Source organism: Streptodolium elevatio, assembly GCF_040649515.1.
GTDB classification, from domain to species: domain Bacteria; phylum Actinomycetota; class Actinomycetes; order Streptomycetales; family Streptomycetaceae; genus Yinghuangia; species Yinghuangia elevatio.
Genome location: NZ_JBEZFP010000041.1, coordinates 17,380 through 37,648, shown reverse-complemented (window position 1 = coordinate 37,648; position 20,269 = coordinate 17,380). Strand labels below are relative to the sequence as shown.

The following is a 20,269-nucleotide window of genomic DNA, read 5'->3' as shown; positions in this document are numbered from 1 at the left end:
GGTCACCCGGTGCGGCCCGTCTGCGTTGTCCCCTCACCCCGTCGCGCGGGGCCACGACCCGCGGGTCCCGTGCCGGACAGGCACGTGCCCACGCGGTGGGCCGGGCGCGGTCACGCGATGAGGTTGTCGAAGTCGCCGTCCTTCGCGCCCAGGATGAGGGCCACGATCTCGGCGCGGGTGTAGATCAGAGCGGGCCCTTCCGGGAACCGCGAGTTGCGCACGGCTATGTCCCCGTCAGGCAACGCGGCCATCTCGACGCAGTTGCCCTGCGAGTTGCTGCGCCGGCTCTTCTGCCACGTAACCCCGTGCAGAGACCCGGCCGGCATCCCGTTGTGCGTTCCGTGCATGACATGTCTCCTGGACCTCTTGCCGGGCGAACCGGCGACGATTGCCCACCCCCGGTGGTACGACCTGTGCCGTTCGTCGCGCCCGGAGCCGACCGTACGGGAGGCTCCCGCCGTTCCCGACACCGTTCGCCGTGTCCCTGCCACTTGTATCTGCACGTGCATCTGACCATGCAAATGCAGCGTACGGAAGTGATGATAGCGCACGCCCACACATCGCCACACAAGCTCCGGACGCCCTATAAGAAGCATTACAGAGGGCGCCTAAGAATGGCTTAAGAAATGGGCGCACGATGCGGCGGAAATCGTTCACAACGATCATGGGACAGCAAATCGCCCAAGCCGGGCGGAAAATTCCGGACATTCCGGAGCGCATTGCCGGAAGGCACTCGCCGAGTTTCCGGAGGGAAGAATGACAAATAGCACAGTGAACGCCGTTCGCGATCACCCGTATACGCACAGGAAGCACGGCGGGTTGCCGTACTTCCCTAACTCGCGTCAAATTTCCCCGGCTATTGCCCGGGTATCCGGAACATCGCCCAGACCACTTTCCCGGTCCGTCCGGCGACACCGGTCAACGGAAACCAGCCCCACGAACTGCTGAAGCATTCGACGATATGCAGACCGCGCCCGGTCTCGGCGCCGTCGCCCGGATCCCGCGGGGCCGGAAGGCCCTCCCCGGGGTCCTGGACCGCGCACATCACACGCATCCCCTTGCGCAGCAAAGCCAGTTGCACGGGGTGTCCGACGGTGCCGGCGCCGGGGTCGTCCCCGCCGCCGGGCCCGCCTGCGACACCGTGGCACAAGGCGTTGGTGACCAGTTCGGACACCACGAGCGAGAGATCGTCGGACAACTGGGCGGCTCCCCAGCGTGCCAGCGTGTCCGCGGCGAAATCTCGCGCCGCCTTGACCGAATCACGGCGCGGGCCCAGGGCCCGCACGGCGATGTCGGTGACGGCTCCGCCCTCGGACGCCGGGGAGTCCCCACCCGGCATGTCCATGCGGAAAAGGGTGGCCACGGAGAATCCCGCGGCGCTGACGGCGGTCATGCGCACCTCCGGGCGGGCAGCCGACCCAGGCGCGACCCCCGCGCCTCTCGTAAGCGCACCGGGCCCGCTCCGATGCAGCGGTGGGGCGTTGCGACCACCGTCTTGCCTCCCGCGAATCGAACCGGCCCGCCGACGCGTATCCGCGCGCTTACCGATCGCGCGTGCACCCTGTTCATTATGGCGATGCTCACGGCGTGTGCAAGACCAGATGCACGTGCAGTCTCGATTTATGCAGCTGCATGCCTCGGATGCACGTGCATCGTAAGGGTGCACGCGGCAAAGCGGCATGATTTCGAGCGACATTTCCGTTTTGTTGATCGTGTCCTGCGTCACACCAGCCACCGGGGCCCCTCCCGGGCGATGTCCATCCGGCGAGGACCGGCCAACGCTCCGCGCCTACCGGACGTAGTCGCCGCGGAAGCCGGCCCGGGATGGCGCAGGCGCCGCCGCGGGAGCGCCCGGCGGTTTCGGGGGCGTCCGGCGAAACCCGCAAAACGCAGCCGGGCGGCCCCGCGAGTTGCGCGGGGCCGCCCGGTGTCGGAGCGGTGGTGCGAGGGGCTGTACGGGCCCGCAGAAGGCCGCGTACGTCGGTTCCGTCAGGCGCGCGGCGCCGAGCCGACGGGCGAGGCGCCGGCGGGGGTCCCCGACGACGGCGGGGCCGACGGCGTGCCGCCGTCCCGGCGCCCGATCGGCAGCAGTGCCGCACCCGCGACGACGATGAGGCCGATGCCCGGGATCATGAGGTACCACGGCACCTGGCTTACCGGCGTGTCCTCGGTCGGGATGCTGTCGGCGTCCTTGAAGCTCTCGATGTTGTGGCCGATGTCCTCGACCATGCCGTCGAAGCGCCCCAGGATGCGCGGCAGCTGCGCGAGGCCCTTGCCCAGGTCCTGGTACTGCGACGCGAGGCCCGCGGTGTACTGCTCGGGGGTCTGCCCGGCGGTCGTGGCCAGGAAGGGGATGACCTCGGTCTGCATCTGCGTGGCCATGCCCTCGAGCACGTCCAGGTCGGTGCGCGCCCGGTTGTAGCCCTCGTCCGTGAAGGTCGGGCGGAACGCGTCGAACATCTTCTCGGCGGACTGCGTCTTCCCGATCTGGTCGGTGACGAGCGTGCCCACCACGATGACCGCGCCCATGGCGACGGCCACGCCGAGCGCGATCGTCGGGACCACCGAGCGGCCGGGGCGGCGGAACGAGAAGAAGAGGCCCGCGGCACCGACCACCGTGAGGATGATGCCGGGGATGAGGAACAGGTAGGTCACCGCCGTGTTAGGCAGGTGCGACGTGGGAATCTCGTCGGCCTCCCGGAAGTTCTGCCCCTGCTGCTCCATCACCAGAACAAGGTGGTCGAAGCGGGGCATGATCTCGTCGACCTGTCCCAGGCCCGCCCCGACCTTGTCGAAGCGCGCGCCGAGGAATTGCTGGGTCTGCTGGGGGTTCATGCCGATGCGCGCGCCGAGCGCGGGCAGGGTCTCGCCCTGCAACTGCGCCAGCATGAGCTGCATCGTGACCAGGTCCTCACGACTGGTCTTGAGCCCTTCCTTGGACATCGCGTCGCGGAAGGTGTCCTGGACGTTGTCGACGCCCTGGGTCTTCTTGGGCAGGCCGTCCGCCAGGGGGAAGACGATCAAACCGATCCCCAGCAGAAGCACCAGTGCCAACGCCACGCGGCGGAACGTACGCACAGCCGATCTCCCTTCACCCACCGGGGCCGAGCGGACCGGGTCGGGGTCGCCGACCGGATCCGGCCTCCGCATGAGTGCTGTTTCTCCGGATTGTCACTCGCGCCGTCGATCTTGTCAGCCGCAGCCGGTGCGGTCACCTACCGACGAGTAATGTCACGAGATCGAGATCTTGCCGCATGGATGCGGTGCACGTCACGGCCTGTTTGACCATGTCAATCGAGGGGGTCGGCCGCTACGGTGCCAAGGTGGACTTGGAACTGACGGAGGACCAGAAGACGGTCCGGGACGCCTTCGCGAGGTTCTTCGCGGACCGCTGTCCCATAACGGTCGTACGCGATGCCGAGCCCCTCGGGCACGCCCCCGCCCTCTGGGCCCGGCTGCGCGAGACGGGCGCGCCCGGCATGGGCGTGCCGGAGAAGCTGGGCGGCGGTGGGGCGACCGCGGTCGACCTGGTCCTGCTCATGGTCGAGGCCGGCAAGGCACTCGCCCCCGTGCCGCTCGCGGAGCACGTCGCGGCGATGCGCACACTGGCGCGTACCGCCGCCGGCAGCGGGGCGGAGTGGTTCGCGGAGGCGGTCGAGGGCGACATCGTCGCGGTGCCCGCGCTGCATGCCGCGGTGGACGGCGTGGCGCGGCTGGTGCCGGGCGGCGCCGTCGCGGACGCGGTCGTCGGCCTCGACGGAGACGACCTGGTCGCGGTGCGCTCGGACGCCCCGATGACGGCTCCCCCGAACCACGCGTGCGCGCCGTTGGCCGACCGGCCGCTGCGCGGCGACGCGGTCGCGGAGCGCATCGTCCTCGCGAGCGGCGGCGAGGCGCACGCCCTGCACGCGCGCATGCGTACGGACTGGCAGCTCGGCGTCGCCGCGGCACTGACCGGCCTCGCGACGCGAGCGCTGGAGATCGGCATCGCCTACACCCTGGAACGCCGTCAGTTCGACCGGCCCATCGCCGCCTTCCAGGCCGTGCAGCAGGGACTCGCGGACCTGGTCGCGCCGTTGGACGGCGTCGGCCTGCTGACCGCGAGGGCCGCGTGGACCGACGACGAGGGCGACGCCGACGAGGCGGGCCGCCTGACGTCCATGGCGTTCCTGGCCGCGACCGACGTGGCGCGCAACACGACGTACCGCGCGCTGCACTACCACGGGGGTTACGGCGTGACGCTGGAGTACGACATCCAGCTCCACTACCGGCGGGCGCGCGGCTGGCCGCTGGTGCTGGGCGATCCCGACGAGGAGTACTTGGCGCTGGCGGACCGGCTGTTCGGCCCGGTCGGCGCCGCAGGCGCGGCCGGCGGCGGCGCGGCACACGCGATCGACGCCACCGGCGCCATCGACGCGGTGAGCACGGAGGAAGCGCACTGATGGACTTCGCACCCAAGCCGTCCGTCGAGGAGTTCCGCACCTCGATCCGCCGCTTCATCGCCGACCACCTCACCCCCGAGATGGTCGAACGCGCCCACCGCACCGGCACGTTCCACGACTGGGAGTTCCACCGCGCGCTCGCGGCCACCGGCATCATCGCCGAGGGCATGGCGGGCGCGGGCCGGGCCACCGGGCGCGATCCGCTCGAACTGTACGTGCTGTTCGACGAGATGGGCCTCGCCGGTGCCCCCTTCTACGGGCTCGCCAACGCGATGCTCGTGGCCGGGATCATCGAGCAGATCGGCAGCGACTTCCACATCAGCGAGGTCCTGCCGCACTTCCACAGCGGCGAGGCCATCGCCGCCCTCGGCTACTCCGAGCCCGGGTCCGGCTCGGACGTGGCCGCCGCCGCGACGCGCGCCGAGCGCATCCCCGGCCACCCCGGCGACGAGCCGGTATGGCTGGTCAACGGGCAGAAGATGTTCACCACGCTGGTGCACGAGGCCGGGTACGTCATCCTGCTCACGCGCACCGACCCGGACCTGCCCAAGCACCGCGGCCTCACGATGTTCCTGCTGCCGATGGACCTGCCGGGCATCGAGTTCCAGGCCGTCGACACGATGGGCGGCGACCGCACGAACATCACCTACTTCACCGACGTGCACGTGCCCGACCGGTGGCGGCTCGGCGAGGTCGACGGCGGCTGGGACGTCATGAAGGTCGCACTCGCGTACGAGCGCGGCGTGTTCGGCAACATGAACCAGGGCGTGACGCTGCTGCGCCGCTTCGCCGACTGGGCCCGCACCGCCGAACGGACCGACGGCACCCGCCTGATCGACGATCCGGGAGTGCGGCGCCGCCTGGCACGCATCGCGGTCGACAACGAGATCACCGCACTACTCGCGGTACGCCCGGCGCTGCTCGCCAGCCAGGGCAGACTGCCGACCACCGAGGGTTCGGTCGCGAAGCTGTTCGCGAGCGAGGCATACAACCGCGCCGCGGAGGCCTGCCAGGAGATGGCGGGCGCGGCCGGCCTGCTCTCCCCCACACACGGGGCGGGCGAGGACTGGGGGTTCGTGGACCTCGCGGCGCGTGACGCGCCGGTGACCACCATCTACGGCGGCACGAGCGAGATCCAGCGCAACAACATCGCGGAGCACCGCCTCGGCCTGCCGAGAGCCCGCTGATTTCGGACGGATGTGCCACGCCGTCACGCGCGTGACGCGGGGCACATCCGTCCCTTGCGGTGTCGCGCCGTGCGCGTGCCGTGACCACTCCCGGCCGCCGCCCGACACGCCCGCTCCGGTCAGCGGAGCTACCGGCGCGTACGACGGACCGTCAGCAGGCGTTGACCGGGCGCCCGTTGGTGATGCGCCAAAACGGCCGCCCGACATCTGGCAGACTGCGTCCCCGTCCGGTGGGGCGGAAATCTCGGCCTGGTGCTGACCACCGTTCCCACAAGGTGGCCTGTGTGGGGCAACGGCGTGCGGCGCCGCCGCCCGGGCCGAGTGAGGGAGTGCGATGCGGCCGCTGCACAAGGACGATCCGCGGCAGATCGGCGGCCACCGCCTGGTGGCCGTGCTCGGGGAGGGCGCCACCGCCCAGGTCTTCCTCGGCGCGACCCCTGAAGGCCGCCCGATCGTACTCAAGGCGGTACGCCCCGTGCCGGCCCGCGACCCGGCGTTCCGCACGCGCTTCGCCCACGACGTCGCTGCGGCCGAACGCATCGCATGCCCCTACGCCGTGCCCGTGCTGGACGCGTGCACCGACGGACCGGTGCTGTGGCTCGCCACCTCCTACACGCCGGGACCGGGACTGGGCGAGGCGGTCGCGAAGTACGGGCCGATGCCCCCGCGTACCGTCCGCACGCTCGCGGCCGGACTCGCCGCCGCACTCGAGGCGCTGCACGGCGTCGGCCTTGTGCACGGACGCCTCGGGCCCACCCAGGTGTCGCTGGCACCGGACGGACCCCGCGTGGTCGACCTCGGGGTGGCCCGCAGCCCCGACGGCCCGTCGGTGACCGAGGCCGGGGTCGTCGTCGGCACGGTGCTGCCCTCCCCCGGTTTCCGCGCGCCCGAGCAACTCGACGGGCGCCGGGTCGGCCCGGCCGCCGACGTGTTCTCACTCGGCTGCGTCATCGTCCACGCGGCCACCGGCACCGGCCCGTTCGGCGCCGACACGGCGCCGGGCGTCACCGAGCGGGTGTTGTACGGGATCCCCGAACTGCGCGTCCTGCCGTCGTGGCTGCGCGAGTTGGCCGCCGCGTGTCTGGCGAAGGCGCCGGAGGACCGGCCCACTCCGGCCCAGGTGCACGCGGCCACCGCGAGCGAACTCGACGGCCCCGGCTGGCTGCCGCACGGCATCGCGGCGGAGGTTGCGCAGCGCGCAGCCACGGTGTGGGCGCACTCGGGGGCGGCCACACCGGGGACGGGCCCGACGATGGTGCCGCGTACGCCGCCTGGTCCGCCCTCCCCGTCCGCCCGTTCGGCCGGTGCGGCGCCGACGCAGCCGGTGATGCGGCCGATCACGGAGTCTGTGACGCAGTCGGTGACGCCGGCCGTGGCGCAGGCGTCGGCGGCACCGCCAACGCCTGTGACCGCGACGCCGGTTGCCGCGACAGTCCCGCCGGCGGGCAATCCGCCCGGCAACGCGCCGGGTAATCCTCCGGGCACTCCGTCGCGAGTTCCGCCGCAGCCGAGCGTGCCGCCGGGAGCCCGGCCGTTCCGGGACGCGTCGGCACGGCCCGCGAGTGCCCCGGCGACGGTCGCACAAGGCGCGGTTGCGGATCGGAACACCGATGGCCTGACTGCCGACAGCCCGGACATCGCGTCCGGAGTGGGCCCGAGCGGCGCCGCGCGCCCGGTGTCCGAGGAAGCGCCCGCATCAGGCGCGCCGAACCGCGACCTGCCGCCGGCGCGGCAGCCGAAGATGATCGGCGGCCCGGGCGCCGCACTGCATGTCGAGAGGGCAGCCGCGGAGGCCCGCGCGGCGGCGGGTGCCGCTACCGCCGACGGCGCGGTTCCCGGCACTGCGGCGGCCGACGTACGCGAGACGCCCGAACCGCCGACGCCACCGGCAACTCCCGCACCGGAGCGGCGGTTTCCGATGCCGATCCCGCGCGGCCCGGGCGCCTCCACGCGCATCGGGCCCTCCCGCGGTCGGCGGGTGGGAGCACAGCAGCCGGCGGGCCCGGAAGCCGCCGGGCAGGCGGTGGTCGGCGGGCCGGGCGCGGGTGCGTTCACCGCCGACCGGGGCTCCGCCATCTCGAAGGTGGCGGAGCCCGCGGCCACGAGTGCCGCCTCCTCGGCTCCGGAACCGGCCGCGGATCCGGCCGCGGCACCGGAAGCGGCTGCCAAGGCGAGGCCAGGCGACGGCTCGGAGGGCCGTACCGCAGAGCGCGGCTCCTCGGACCAGCCGTCGGGCGACCGCGGATCCGGAGCTCCGCAAGAGGCGGCGTCCACCGCATCGGCGGCGCCGCGCCGGCCGGTCGGCGGACCCGGCGCCGGGCAGTTCACCAAGCCGACCGCCACCCCGTTGCCGGGGAAGCCGGGCACCGCCGGGTCACAACCGGCCGCCGAATCCCTCGACGCTGTCGAAACAGCCGAAGCTGCCGAAGCTGCCGAAGCTGCAGAAGTCCTTGAAGCAGCCGAAGCCGTTGAAGCAGCCGAGACATCGTCGGCACACGTGGCCGCCTCGCCGATGCCGAAGAACGCCACCAAGGCCGCCAAGTCCCCCGGGCCCGCCGAGAACACGACGTCCGCCGGGTCCCGGCAAGCCCGCGGGCGGGCCGCACGGCCCGAGCCCGACGGGCCCGTCATCACTGTCGAGACCGTCGAAACCGCCCTGCCCGCCGACGAGATCCTCGACGCCGAAATCGTCGAGGCCGAACTCGTGGACGACGACGAGCCGTTGCCGCCCCGCGCCTCGGTCACCGCACCGCCCGGCGTCACCGACCTCCCCGGCAAGCCCGCGGGGGCCGTGCGACGCGGTCGCAACGGACAGCACGGCGGACAGTACGGCGGGCAGCGCGACGGACAACGCGGCGAACCGCACGATGCGACACGCGAAGGCTCACGCGGCACACGCCGCGCGTCGTCCACCGGTCACGCCGGACACGCCGGACAGCCCGGTCGCCCCGGTCGCCCGGGCGACGACCGGGAGCGTACGCGCGGCCGCGGCCGTACCGACGACTGGAGCCGCGAGCGCAACCACGACCGCCCGACCGGTCCGAACAACTCACGCCCGCGCGCCGCGGACGCCCCACGCCCCGACACCCCGTCGAAGACCGGCGCCTCGGCGACCGCCCCCGAAGCCGCGAACTCCGCGGCCGCACGGCAGCGTTCGGAGGCCAAGGCCGAGCGGCGCCGCTTCCTCGCCTGGGTCGCCGGAGGCGCGGCGGTGCTCGCGGGGGCGGCAACCGGCGCGGTGCTGTGGGGCGACGGCGGCAGCACGAAGCCGGTACGCACCGCGCCGGTCGCGGCCCCGCCCGCCGCGGCCCCCGGCCCCGCCGCGCCCGCCCCGGCGGCACCGCTTCGCGTGTGGTTCCGGCAGGGCTCGGTGACGGCCGGTCAGCTCCAGGAAATTGCCGAGGCGTTGCGCGGGACCGACAGCCGCCTGCGGCTCGCGGCGGAGTCGAAGGAGTCGTCCGGCTACGCGCGAGCTCTCGTGTCCGAACTCGGCACCGGCCAGGACACCGCGCCCGACGTGTTCGAGGTCGACATCTTGTCGTTGGCCGCCCACCAGGCGGCGGGCCGCATCATCGACCTCGCCCCCTACCAGGACCGCTTCGACACCGGCGCATGGCTCCCGGCGGTCCAGTCCGCGGTCAAGGCCGGCGACCGGTTGCTGGGGATGCCGCTGACCGCTTCGGCTCCCGTGGTGCTCTACCACCAGGGCATGTTCGCCGAGGCGGGCGTCGCGGTCCCGAGCACCCGCGAGCAATGGGTCGACGGCCTTGAGCAGTTGCGTACGCAGTTCGCCGACGACCGCGAGTTCCGACCGCTCTGGCTGCCCGGCCGCTCGTGGCACGTGCTCGCGTCGCTGATGTGGGGTTCCGGCGGCGCGCTCGCGCTGCGCGAAGGGGACACGTGGCGGGGCGCGTTCGACCTCCCCGGGTCGATCGACGGCGTCCGGTTCTTCCGCCGTTTGCAGCAATACGCCCCGGAAGCCCAGGACTTGACCGAGGACGGCCTCAAGGTGGGCGAGCTGTTCGCCCGCGGCCGGGCCGCCTCCGTCGTCGGCTCCGCCTCCCTGCACCCGACCGCGCTCGCGGCCGACGCGGCACTCGGGCAACAGCTCAACGCGTTCGCGATGCCGGGGCGTACCGCCGACGCGCCGGGGGCGGTGGGTGTGCAGGGGACCGCTCTTGCGGTGTCGGCCAAGTGCCGCGACGTACCCGCGGCCGTGGAGTTGCTGGCGCTGCTCGCGACGGACTCGTGGCGCGACCAGGTGTCCCGGACAGCCGGCGCGCTCTCGCCGCGCACGGTGCCCGAGCAGGCGGTCTTCGGGCCCAACCCGATGCTGCGCGCGGGCGCGTCGGCGGTGCGTACGTCCGGCCGGGCATACCCGGCGGCCCCGGGCTGGTCGGAGCGGCCCGTGTTGGAGTTCGGGCGCGCGGTGCTCGCGGGGACGGACGCGATGGCGGCGGCGGTGAGCGCGAACCAGTTGGTGGCAGCGGAGTTCGGGCGTACAACAGGGTGACACGGGCGGGGTGACACGGCGGGGTGACACGGCGGGGTGACCCGGCGAAAGTTCGGCGCCTCCGTTCGGGCGTCTGTGCGGAGCGGCTCATGGGATACACCCCGTCCCCGGTGGTAGACCTTGGGCTACCGACAGGAAGGGACAATCACCATGCCGCTCACCGGCGAGTACGAGCCGAGCCCGACCAAGTGGGTGCGCGACCAGGTGGAGCAGTACGAGAGCTCCGGCGGCACCAAGGGCACGACCATAAGGGGTATGCCCGTTGTCGTTCTGACCACGCGCGGCGCCAAGAGCGGCAAGCTCCGCAAGACGCCGGTCATGCGGGTCGAACACGACGGCGTGTACGCGGTGGTGGCGTCGCTCGGCGGCGCGCCCAAGCACCCGCTCTGGTACCACAACGTCGTCGCCGACCCCCAGGTCGAGTTGCAGGACGGCCGGGAGCGCCGCGACATGACGGCGCGTGAGGTCACCGGGGACGAGAAGGCGGTGTGGTGGGAGCGCGCGGTCGCCGCGTACCCCGACTACGCCGACTACCAGAAGAAGACCGACCGGCAGATCCCCGTCTTCGTCCTGGAGGCGAACGACGGCGGCTGACGCGCTCGGGCACACCGCGGGGCGCCTGCGTACGCACCCGGGCATGCGCCCCGCTCGTGTGTCCGAGTGCGTGCATCGAGTTGTGCCGTGGTGCGTCGTTGCGTGTCGTGGTGCGTCGTTGCGTGCCGCCGGGTGCACTGACACGTGGATCCGTGCGCGCGCCCGTGCAACCGCACGGGGTCGCCCTCGCCCCACGAACCTCGCAGGCAACTGGTCCACGTTACGCCGCGCTTGTCCCCGCGCGATCCACTTCGCCCGAACCCGGGCTCCGTGCACCCGTGTGCGCCCTACGTTCATGAGGCTCCGTCCTCGCGACCGGCACCGGTGACGCCCATCAGTCCGCCCCCGGCCGGTCACGCTCCGAGTCCATGAGGGTGCGTTCCGCCATGCTCAGGTTGTCCGGGTGCGACATATGAACAGCAATCAGGCGCCGCAATGGGCCGCCGACGTCCCGCCCGTCGATCGGGTGCCCGCCCAGGTGTCCGGGCCCGTGCCGCCGCAACCCACCGCTCCCCCGGCCGGTCCGCACGAGCCGCTCGACCCGCGGCTGATCCAGGAGAGCCTGGCCGCCGTGGCGCCGATGGCCCACGACCTGGTGTCGCACTTCTACGCGCTGCTGTTCATCGACCGCCCCGACCTGCGCGCGATGTTCCCGCCGATGATGGACGCGCAACGGGACCGCCTCCTCGCCGCGCTGCTGCGCCTCGGCGCCGGTGCGCACGCCCCGGAGGCGCATCGCGAGTTCCTGCGCCAGCTAGGCCGCGACCACCGCAAGTACGGCGTCCTGCCCGAGCACTACGCGGCCGTCGGCAGCGCCCTGATCGGCGCGCTCGCCCGGTACTCCGGCGGCCGCTGGAACGCCGCCACACGTGACGCGTGGACGGCGCTCTACGGGTGGGCGGCCGGGATCATGATCGACGCCGCCGAGCAGGACGCGGCCGCTTCGCCGCCGTGGTGGGACGCGCGCATCGTGGCCCACGAGCACCGCGGACCGGACATCGCGATCATCACGGTGGCCCCCGACCGCCCGCTCCCCTACCGCCCCGGCCAGCACGTCACCGTCGAGACGCCCTGGTGGCCCCGCGTGTGGCGGCACTACTCGATAGCCAACGCACCGCGCGCCGACGGCCTGCTGGAACTGCACGTACGCGCGCTTCCGGCCGGCTGGGTCAGCCAGGCCCTCGTGCACCGCGCCTGCGTCGGCGACCACATACGACTCGGCCCGGCGCGCGGCGCGCTGGTCATGCGCGGCGAGTCGCTGCGCCGGGCGCTGTGCATCGCGGGCGGCACCGGCCTCGCCCCGATCAAGGCGCTGGTCGAGCACATGGCACAGCGCCAGCTCGCGCACCAGGCCTATGTGTTCATCGGCGCGCGGCACAGTTCGGAGCTGTACGACGTACGCTCGCTCGCCCTCATGTCCGAGATGTACTCGTGGCTGCACGTGGTGCCGGCCGTCTCCGACGAGCACTCGTTCGACGGCGCCCGCGGCACGCTGCCGGACATCATCGCCCGCTACGGCAACTGGCACGACCACGACGTGTTCATCAGCGGTTCCGCGGCGATGGTGCGCGCGACGACCAGCCGGTTGACGCTGGACCTGGGAGTCGCGCCGGGCCGCCTGCTGACCGAGAGCCTGGACACCGTCTCCCAGGGGGAGCGCGTGCTCGGCGCCGGATAGCGGCGGGCGTACCGTGTACTCGGCATCGGCACGAAAGGCAGGCGAGGACATGGTCGGCAAACCACCGGTCGGAGACTTCGACGACAGCGGTATGACGGTGGGGTCGCCGAAGCGGTACGCCGCGGGCGTGCCCGCGGTCCTTGCCACGCTCAAGCACGCCGGCCGGGAGATGGGCGTACGCCGCAGTGCGCTCACCCTCCTCAAGGTGAACCAGAAGGACGGCTTCGACTGCCCGGGGTGCGCGTGGCCCGAGGGCGAGCACCGCAGCCCGATCGGCGAGTACTGCGAGAACGGCGCGAAGGCCGTCGCCGAGGAGGCGACGCTGCGCCGGGTGACGCCGGACTTCTTCGCGGCGCACTCGGTGGCGTCGCTGGCGGAGCGCACCGACTTCTGGCTGGGGCAGCAGGGGCGGCTGACGCACCCGATGTACCTGGCGGACGGGGCGTCGCACTACGCGTCCGTCGGGTGGGACGAGGCGTTCGGCATCATCGCGGAGGAACTGGCCGCGCTCGGTTCGCCGGACGAGGCGGCGTTCTACACGTCGGGGCGGACGAGCAACGAGGCGGCGTTCGCCTACCAGTTGTTCGTGCGGGCGTTCGGCACCAACAACCTCCCCGACTGCTCGAACATGTGCCACGAGTCGAGCGGTTCGGCGCTGAGCGAGACGATCGGCGTCGGCAAGGGCAGCGTGTCCCTGGAGGACATGCACCGGGCCGACCTGATCCTGGTCGTGGGCCAGAACCCGGGGACCAACCACCCGCGCATGTTGTCCGCGCTGGAGAAGGCCAAGCGCGCGGGTGCCCACATCGTGGCCGTCAACCCGCTGCCCGAGGCGGGGTTGATGCGGTTCAAGAACCCGCAGCGGCCCAACGGAATCGCGGGCCACGGCACGGCGCTGGCCGACGAGTTCGCGCAGATCCGGGTGAACGGCGACCTCGCGCTGTTCCGTGCGCTGAATCGATTGCTCCTGGAGGCGGAGGACGCCGCGCCGGGCACCGTCCTCGACCGCCCGTTCATCGACGAACACTGCGCGGGATTCGACGAGTTCGCCGCCGACGTGCACGCCACGGACTGGGACGACGTCCTGGCGGCGACCGGACTGCCCCGGGCGCAGATCGAACGAATCCACCAGCAGGTCCTCAAGTCCCGGCGGGTGATCGTGTGCTGGGCCATGGGCCTGACCCAGCACCGCAATTCGGTGCCGACCATCCGTGAGGTCGTCAACTTCCTCCTGCTGCGCGGCAATATCGGACGCCCGGGCGCCGGCGTGTGCCCGGTACGCGGGCACAGCAACGTGCAGGGCGACCGCACGATGGGCATCTACGAGAAGCCGTCGGCCGCCTTCCTGGACGCGCTGGAGGCCGAGTTCGGCTTCGCGCCGCCGCGCGAGCACGGGCACGACGTCGTGGACACGATCCGGGCGATGCGCGACGGCCGCGTGAAGGTCTTCATGGCGGTCGGCGGCAACTTCGTGGCGGCGACGCCCGACACGGCCGCGACGGAGGCCGCGCTACGCGGCACCGCCCTGACGGTCCAGGTGTCGACGAAGCTGAACCGCTCGCACGCGGTGCCGGGGCGGCGGGCGCTGATCCTGCCGTGCCTGGGGCGTACCGAGGCCGATGTGCAGGCGGGCGGCGAGCAGTTCGTGACCGTCGAGGACTCGATGAGCGCGGTGCACGCGTCGACGGGGCGGCTCGCGCCCGCGTCGCGCGAACTGCGCTCCGAGGTCGCGATCGTGTGCGGGCTGGCCGAGCGCGTCCTCGGTGACCGGGTCGCGGTGCCGTGGCGGGCGTTCCGCGACGACTACAACCTGATCCGGGAGCGCATCGAGCGGGTGGTGCCCGGATTCGCGGACTTCAACCGGCGCGTCCGGGTGCCGGGCGGCTTCGTGCTGCCACACGGGCCGCGTGACGAGCGGCGATTCCCGACGGCGACGGGCAAGGCGAACTTCACGGTGAACGCCCTGGAGGTGTTGCAGGTGCCGACCGGGCGGCTGGTGCTCCAGACCGTGCGGTCGCACGACCAGTACAACACCACGATCTACGGCTTGGACGACCGCTACCGGGGGATCAAGGCGGGGCGCCGCGTGGTGTTCGTGCACCCGGCGGACCTGGCCGAACTGGGCGTCGCGGACGAGGCGACGGTCGACCTGGTGAGCGAGTGGACGGACGGCGTGGAGCGGCGGGCGCCCGGGTTCCGCGTGGTGGCGTACCCGACCGCGCGCGGGTGCGCGGCGGCGTACTTCCCGGAGACGAACGTGCTGGTGCCGCTGGACAGTACGGCCGAGGTGAGCAATACGCCGACGTCGAAGTCGGTGATCGTGCGACTGGAGCCGCGCGACATGTGACCGACGGTCTTCGGCCTGGTCGGCCCGCTCGACGTACGCGTCAGGCGGGCCGACACACGGGGTCCCCAGCGCGGATGGTTCCCAGTGGTTCCGCGCGACGGTTCTGCGCTGTGATTCTGCGCTGTGTTCCCCGCGGCTGTCGGTGCGGCGTCGTCAGCAGCCGCAGTCGCAACCGCAGTCGCAGCCGTCGCAGCAATCGCCGCAGTTGCAGCACTCGCAGCAACCGGGGTCGCAGTCGCAGTTGTTGCAGCAGCCCTGACGCTGTTGGCCCGTGCAGGGGTCGGTGAACTCGTCACGGCAGCAGGCCTGGCAGGTGCAGCACAGGCCGACCCAGATGAGGCACGCGACGAGGGCGTTGTGGCGCCGCCCGGGTCCGCGGCCGGGACCACCAGGGCCGCCGGGACCGCCGGGACCGGCCGGACCGATCGGCGTACGCCACGGGTCACCCGGCTGCTGCGGCCCGAACGGGTTTCCGGGACCGGAGGGCGGAGGCTGGTGGCCGGGCGGGCTCTGCGGCCAGGAAGCCACGACCTTGGTTCCGTCCAGAAGGCCGGTGGCGCCGGGCCCGGAGGCCGCACGGGGTTCTGCCCCGGTCGCACTTTTGCGTGCCGAACATGAGTGCCCGCGCGTCCGCTTCATCGGGAACCCGGCGTGCTCGAAGGTGCGGTCCACGGCCGTGTCGACCTCGTGCACAAGCAGCGTGTGCACGAGACGCTGCTCGACGAAGGTGACGTCACGCAAGGCGAGGCGGATGCCGTGGGCGGCGTCGCGGCAGAGCCGGTACGCCTCGTCCGGACCGGTCCCGGTGGCCAGCAGCGGGTTCCAGGAGCCCGACTCGCGGTCCTCCCATACGTCCTCGACCGCGTCGAGCAGGTGCGCGAGGCGGCCGAAGAGGCGGCCGGCCTCGGCGAGCGACTCGGCGTTCTCGGGCCGTCCGGCCAGTACGGCCGTGTGCGCGAAGGCGGCGGCGGTGGCGGTCTCGGTGGGCTCGGTGACGACGAGGACGGACGTACCGGGACCGGCCAACGCCTCGATCTCGCCCTGCCTGCCGACCGCCTCGGTCAGCACGGCCGTGTCGAACCCGACGTCGTGACCTGTCCCTTCGCCCTGCCGCGCCCAGCGGGTCGCGATGCGGCGGGCGCCTCCCGCGACGCCCCGGCGGGCGAACACGCCGTCCCCGTCCTCGACGTGGTCGCGCATCTTCGCGGACGCCAGCACCAGCGAGACCGCGGCGGCCAGGCGCGCGCCCTCGCCCTTCGCGATCTCCGCGGTGCGCATGCCGCGCAGCGGGCACGGTCCCGCCTTGCGCCGCCCGGACGCCGCCTTGTCCGGCTCCGCCTGGGCCTCGACGAGAACCGAGATGATCAGCCCGTCATAGTTGGTGGCGATGCGGGCCGCCTGCCCGTGGTCGTCGCGCAGCGCCAGGCACAACCCGCACAGATGCGCCATCCACGCCTCGCGCAGCCCGTCGGTCAGCCGGTGCCGACACGGCCTGATGATCCCGAACACGCGTGTCCCTCCCCGTTGCCACTTGGATGCCGCCCCCGGCCGTCCGCGTCGGCCCGGCAATGGTGCATCAGGGTAGCGATCAGCGCGATCTCCCGTCCGCCCCCGGGCGGCGGGGTCGAGCGGCTCGACCGCGGATCGGCGCTGCCCGCGCACAGCAGACCAGTTCGGGGCGCGGCGCCGCTGCGGCGCCGTCGCGTCCGGGTTGCTCTTGGCAGCAAGTTGGCTGCCCGTTGACCGACTGTTGACGTACGGAGGGCTGCCCCGGACTGTCCCGGCCCGTCCCGGCGGGACCGCCTTGCGCGCGTCTGCCGTGCGAGCGTCTGCCGTGCGGCCTTGCCTTGGGGCCCGCCCCGCGGGCTACCGTCCGGCGAGCAGGCCGACCAACCGGCGCACCTGCGCATCGGCGCGTACGGCGAGCTTGCGGTACGTCTCGATCGGTTCACCGAGCGGATCCGCCAACTCGTCGTCCGAGCGCGCCATGCGCCGAACGTCACGCAGCGCGTCGACCTCGGCGACCCACTCGCGCAACGGAGCGTCGCCGCGTGGGCCCACCTTCTCACCGAGTCGGGCCAGCTCCCCCAGCACGAACGCGCGCGACTCGGCGTCGGACGAGCGCGCCGAGATCCCCCAGATGTGCTCGCGGGTCATGCCGAGTACGACGTCGGCGGCGTCCAGCATCTCGGGGGTCAGCTTGCGGCTCGTGTGGTCGTGCGCCGCCACGCCGTACTCCTCCAGCACCTGCGCGCTCTCCTCGGTCATCGACGCCGAGCCCCAGCCGAGCGTGCCGGCGGACGCCACCGGCCAGTCGCGCAGCCCCGCCTCGGCGAGGTGGTGGCGCAGCATGGCCTCGACCATCGGCGAGCGGCAGATGTTCCCGGTACAGACAACAAGGATCACGCGGTCACCGTACTGCCGCCCCCGGCACCGGCCGTCGGCGGGACGGCCCGTCCGTTCCGCTCTGGGCCCGTCGGTCTTCGGTTCCTGACGCCGCGTGAGAAGCCGGTGACCTGGGGCCACTTCGGGTTCCCGTTGCTACTTCCGGGTTCTGTTTGCTTCTCCGCGCTTCTCCGCGCTTCTCCGCGGATTGCTATCCGGTCACGTCCGGCGTCACGGGGGCGGTCCTGTCGCCGCGCTGGACTAGCATCGCCGTCCGCCACACACAAGCAACTGGTCTGTCGCACGCCTTCAGCCGCGTGTGCGCCACGGGGGAACGGATTTCACAGCTATGTCGCATCGCACCGCGTCGACCGCCAAAGGCATGCTCGGAGCCGTCATGGGCCTGATCCTGATCGGCGTCATCGCCGTCGGCGGTGTCATCGGATACCGGCAGTTCGTCGCCGACGACGGCGAGGGCTCGGACAGCAGCGCGCCGGTCTCGTCGGTCTCGGACCGGCCGTACCCGACCGGCCCCGCCGCACCGAACGCCGCACCGACGGTCCCGCCGCCGCCCTCCTCCGCCCCGCCGTCGACCTCCGCGTCGCCGTCGCCGACCGCCGCCGAGACCGGGCCGGGGTCGGGCACCCGCGTACCGGAGTTGCAGGCCGCCGCGGAGCAGGCGACCGCGGGCAAGCCGCAGGCGTCGCTGGTGGCGCTGAACATCCACACCGGCGAGATCGTCGCGACTGTCAACGACACCGGGATGTCGGGGGTGATCGCACCGGGCTCCACGTTCAAGATCGTCTCGTCGGCGCTGCTGCTCAAGAAGGGTGTCGTCACCCCGGACACGAAGGTGCCGTGCCCGAAGACGGCCGTCGCCGGGCAGGCCTTCCACAACGTCGACAACTTCGAGATCCCGGACGCCACCTTCCGGCAGGACTTCGCGCGGTCCTGCAACACCGCGTTCGTGGAGTTGCGCTCGAAGATCGGCGACTCCGAGCTCGCCACCTTCTCCACCGACTATTTCGGCCTCAACAGCAACGCCTGGCAGGTCGGCGAAGGCGGGACCACCGACGGCACGGTGCCGGCGGCCGCCGACGACGCCGACAAGGCAGCCCAGATGATCGGGCAGGGCTCGCTCAAGATGAACCCGATGACCATGGCCTCCGTGGTCGCCACGGCCGTCACCGGACAGTTCCACCAGCCGGTCCTGGTCCGGGGCGGGGAGACGTACAAGAACACCAAGCCGCTGCCGAAGAACGTGGTGTCCGGCATCAAGGACATGATGCGGGCCTGCGCGACCAGCGGGACCGCGGCGTCGACCTTCCGCGGCATGCCCGGCGTGGGCGCCAAGACCGGCACCGCCGAGGTCGGCAACGGCACGAACGGCTGGATGGTGGCCTACCGGGGCGACATCGCGGTGGCCGTGGTCGTCATCGGCGGCGAGTCGGGCTCGGGCTCCGCGGGACCGATTGTGCGGAGCTTCCTGTCCGCAGTCCCCGCATGACGGGCGCCGCCGCGAGGGACGGGGGCCGGTGCCTGCCGCGACGTGAGGAATCTCGTGGTCGTGGGCCATCGCTCCGGACCCCGCCATCTGGCACCATGACCAGGTGAGCGATCTTCCCGAGGACCGCCCGGTCGCCTTCGCCGGCGGCCGCGCCGAGAGCTTCGTCGACCTGCTGAGCCTCGACGAGATCGAGCAGAACATCTTCCGCGGCACCTGCCACGCGGGGGCGCCACTGCGCGCCTTCGGCGGGCAGGTGGCCGCGCAGGCCCTCGTCGCGGCCGGGCGTACGGTCACCGCCGACCGGCACGTGCACTCCCTGCACGCCTATTTCCTGCGTCCGGGACGCACGACCTCGCCGATCATCTACCTCGTCGACCGGGTGCGCGACGGCCGCTCCTTCACCACCCGGCGCGTGATGGCGGTGCAGAACGGCGAGACGATCTTCACCCTCTCGGCGTCGTTCAAGGTCCCCGAGGACACGCCCGAGCACCGCCGCGCGATGCCGGACGTGCCGCGCCCCGAGGACCTGCCCGACCCGTACGAGGGCCTGCCGCGCTCCGCCCGCGACCACTACGAGGTCTCCCAGACCCGGCTGGTCATGGACATGCGGTTTGTCCCCAAGGACCCGGGAGCCATCACGCACCTCACCGACGGCATTCCGCACCAGCGGGTGTGGATGAAGGCCGCCGAGAAGCTGCCCGACGACCCGTTGCTGCACGTGTGCGCGATGGCGTACATGTCCGACCTCACCTTGGCCGGCACCGCCGCTGCCCCGCACATCACCGACCCGCAGAACCTCCAGATGGCCTCGCTCGATCACGCGATGTGGTTCCACCGCCCCTTCCGGGCCGACGAGTGGCTGCTGTTCGCGCAGGCCTCCCCGACCGCCCAGGACGCGCGCGGCTTCGCCATCGGCGAGTTCTACAACCACGACGGCGTCCTGGTCGCGCACGCCGTCCAGGAAGCCGTCATCCGCCAGCACTGACCCGCGTTCCGGGGCGGTTACGGCGTCCGGGGGACGGGCCGGAACGGTGGCGCGGGTGCGGCGTTGATCAGGGCATGGCCAGTTCCGAAGACACCGCGGCGGACTCGACAGGGAAGCCCGCCGGGGATCCCGCGCCGGACCGCCGGGGCGCGACGCCCATGAAGATCGCATTCGCGCTGCGCGAGTCCGGTGCCGAGGTCCCGCTCCCGGAGGCGGTGGTCGAGGTGGACACCGGCTCCTACCCGACGCTGCTGAATCAGGCGCAAGAGAGCGGCTTCGTCCCCGCGTTCGGCGAACCGCCCGCCACGAGCGCCGAAGTGCAGGTACGCAGCGGGCAGTTCACCAGCCTGCTGCTGCTCGGCGAGCGGCAGATCTGGGAGATGGACCCGCCCGCGCCGGTCGCGAGCGCGTGGACCGACGCCGCGGCGCACCACGGCATCGCGATCGTCTCGGTGGTGCCGCCCGGGACCTGGCCCTCCGACATCACCGGCCTCCCGCCGGCCGAGGCCGCCGCCCGCTTCGCGCACAGCCTGGAGCAGGCACGCGACGCCCACCACCTCCTCCACGGCACCGCCCGGGTGGTACACACCTGAGCGCGGCGCGAGGGCTGGTCAGGTCAGGTCGGTTCGCC

Annotated in this window: 14 protein-coding genes; 9 read left to right on the top strand and 5 right to left on the bottom strand. The window is 72.4% G+C overall.

The annotated features are described in order from the left end of the window. Positions 1-110: 110 nt before the first annotated feature. The 3 genes from AB0C36_RS17785 to AB0C36_RS17775 all read right to left on the bottom strand — a co-directional run bounded on the left by AB0C36_RS17785 (position 111) and on the right by AB0C36_RS17775 (position 3,060). Positions 111-347 (bottom strand): DUF397 domain-containing protein, encoded by a 237-nt coding sequence (locus AB0C36_RS17785; protein WP_235052153.1) that lies wholly within the window; start codon positions 345-347, stop codon positions 111-113. 509 nt (positions 348-856) lie between these two features. Further along, positions 857-1,393, bottom strand: a complete 537-nt coding sequence (locus AB0C36_RS17780) for an ATP-binding protein (protein ID WP_358355052.1) — start codon at positions 1,391-1,393, stop codon at positions 857-859. A gap of 596 nt (positions 1,394-1,989) precedes the next feature. Beyond that, positions 1,990-3,060 carry a hypothetical protein gene (locus tag AB0C36_RS17775; RefSeq protein ID WP_358355050.1) on the bottom strand — a complete coding sequence of 357 codons (1,071 nt, stop codon included), beginning with the start codon at positions 3,058-3,060 and terminating at the stop codon, positions 1,990-1,992. Between the two features lie 227 nt (positions 3,061-3,287). On the opposite strand from AB0C36_RS17775, the gene AB0C36_RS17770 reads away from it, so the two are divergent. From AB0C36_RS17770 to AB0C36_RS17745, 6 genes are all read left to right on the top strand, one after another. Then, positions 3,288-4,442: an acyl-CoA dehydrogenase family protein gene (locus AB0C36_RS17770; protein ID WP_358355048.1), complete on the top strand. Its 1,155-nt coding sequence runs from the start codon at positions 3,288-3,290 to the stop codon at positions 4,440-4,442. Beyond that, the gene (locus AB0C36_RS17765) at positions 4,442-5,629 is read left to right on the top strand and encodes an acyl-CoA dehydrogenase family protein (RefSeq protein WP_358355046.1); all 1,188 of its coding nucleotides are present in this window, start codon (positions 4,442-4,444) and stop codon (positions 5,627-5,629) included. Before AB0C36_RS17770 ends, AB0C36_RS17765 begins: the two co-directional genes overlap by 1 nt. A 334-nt stretch (positions 5,630-5,963) precedes the next feature. Next, positions 5,964-10,142, top strand: coding sequence for a protein kinase domain-containing protein (locus AB0C36_RS17760; protein ID WP_358355044.1), 4,179 nt, complete (start codon positions 5,964-5,966; stop codon positions 10,140-10,142). Positions 10,143-10,292: 150 nt separating this feature from the next. Next, positions 10,293-10,736, top strand: a complete 444-nt coding sequence (locus AB0C36_RS17755; RefSeq protein ID WP_358355042.1) for a nitroreductase family deazaflavin-dependent oxidoreductase — start codon at positions 10,293-10,295, stop codon at positions 10,734-10,736. A 412-nt stretch (positions 10,737-11,148) separates the two neighbouring features. Then, a complete protein-coding gene (locus tag AB0C36_RS17750) occupies positions 11,149-12,414 on the top strand; it encodes a globin domain-containing protein (RefSeq protein WP_358355040.1) in 1,266 nt (421 codons plus the stop codon). Positions 12,415-12,463: 49 nt separating this feature from the next. Then, positions 12,464-14,761, top strand: a complete 2,298-nt coding sequence (locus AB0C36_RS17745; RefSeq protein ID WP_358355038.1) for an FdhF/YdeP family oxidoreductase — start codon at positions 12,464-12,466, stop codon at positions 14,759-14,761. Between the two features lie 153 nt (positions 14,762-14,914). Here the strand turns inward: AB0C36_RS17745 and AB0C36_RS17740 are convergent, their stop codons facing one another. Beyond that, on the bottom strand, positions 14,915-16,270 hold the full coding sequence (locus AB0C36_RS17740; protein ID WP_358355036.1) for a DUF5685 family protein: 1,356 nt from the start codon (positions 16,268-16,270) through the stop codon (positions 14,915-14,917). Between the two features lie 357 nt (positions 16,271-16,627). Further along, on the bottom strand, positions 16,628-17,167 hold the full coding sequence (locus AB0C36_RS17735) for an arsenate reductase/protein-tyrosine-phosphatase family protein (RefSeq protein ID WP_358355034.1): 540 nt from the start codon (positions 17,165-17,167) through the stop codon (positions 16,628-16,630). Between the two features lie 328 nt (positions 17,168-17,495). Between AB0C36_RS17735 and AB0C36_RS17730 the strand changes: the two genes are divergently transcribed. The 3 genes from AB0C36_RS17730 (at position 17,496) to AB0C36_RS17720 (ending at position 20,231) form a co-directional block, all read left to right on the top strand. Continuing rightward, complete coding sequence (locus tag AB0C36_RS17730; protein WP_358355032.1) at positions 17,496-18,653, top strand: penicillin-binding transpeptidase domain-containing protein; 1,158 nt, start codon at positions 17,496-17,498, stop codon at positions 18,651-18,653. A 103-nt stretch (positions 18,654-18,756) separates the two neighbouring features. Beyond that, on the top strand, positions 18,757-19,638 hold the full coding sequence (locus AB0C36_RS17725; protein ID WP_358355030.1) for an acyl-CoA thioesterase: 882 nt from the start codon (positions 18,757-18,759) through the stop codon (positions 19,636-19,638). A gap of 74 nt (positions 19,639-19,712) precedes the next feature. Then, positions 19,713-20,231, top strand: a complete 519-nt coding sequence (locus AB0C36_RS17720; RefSeq protein WP_358355028.1) for a hypothetical protein — start codon at positions 19,713-19,715, stop codon at positions 20,229-20,231. Positions 20,232-20,269: the final 38 nt, after the last annotated feature.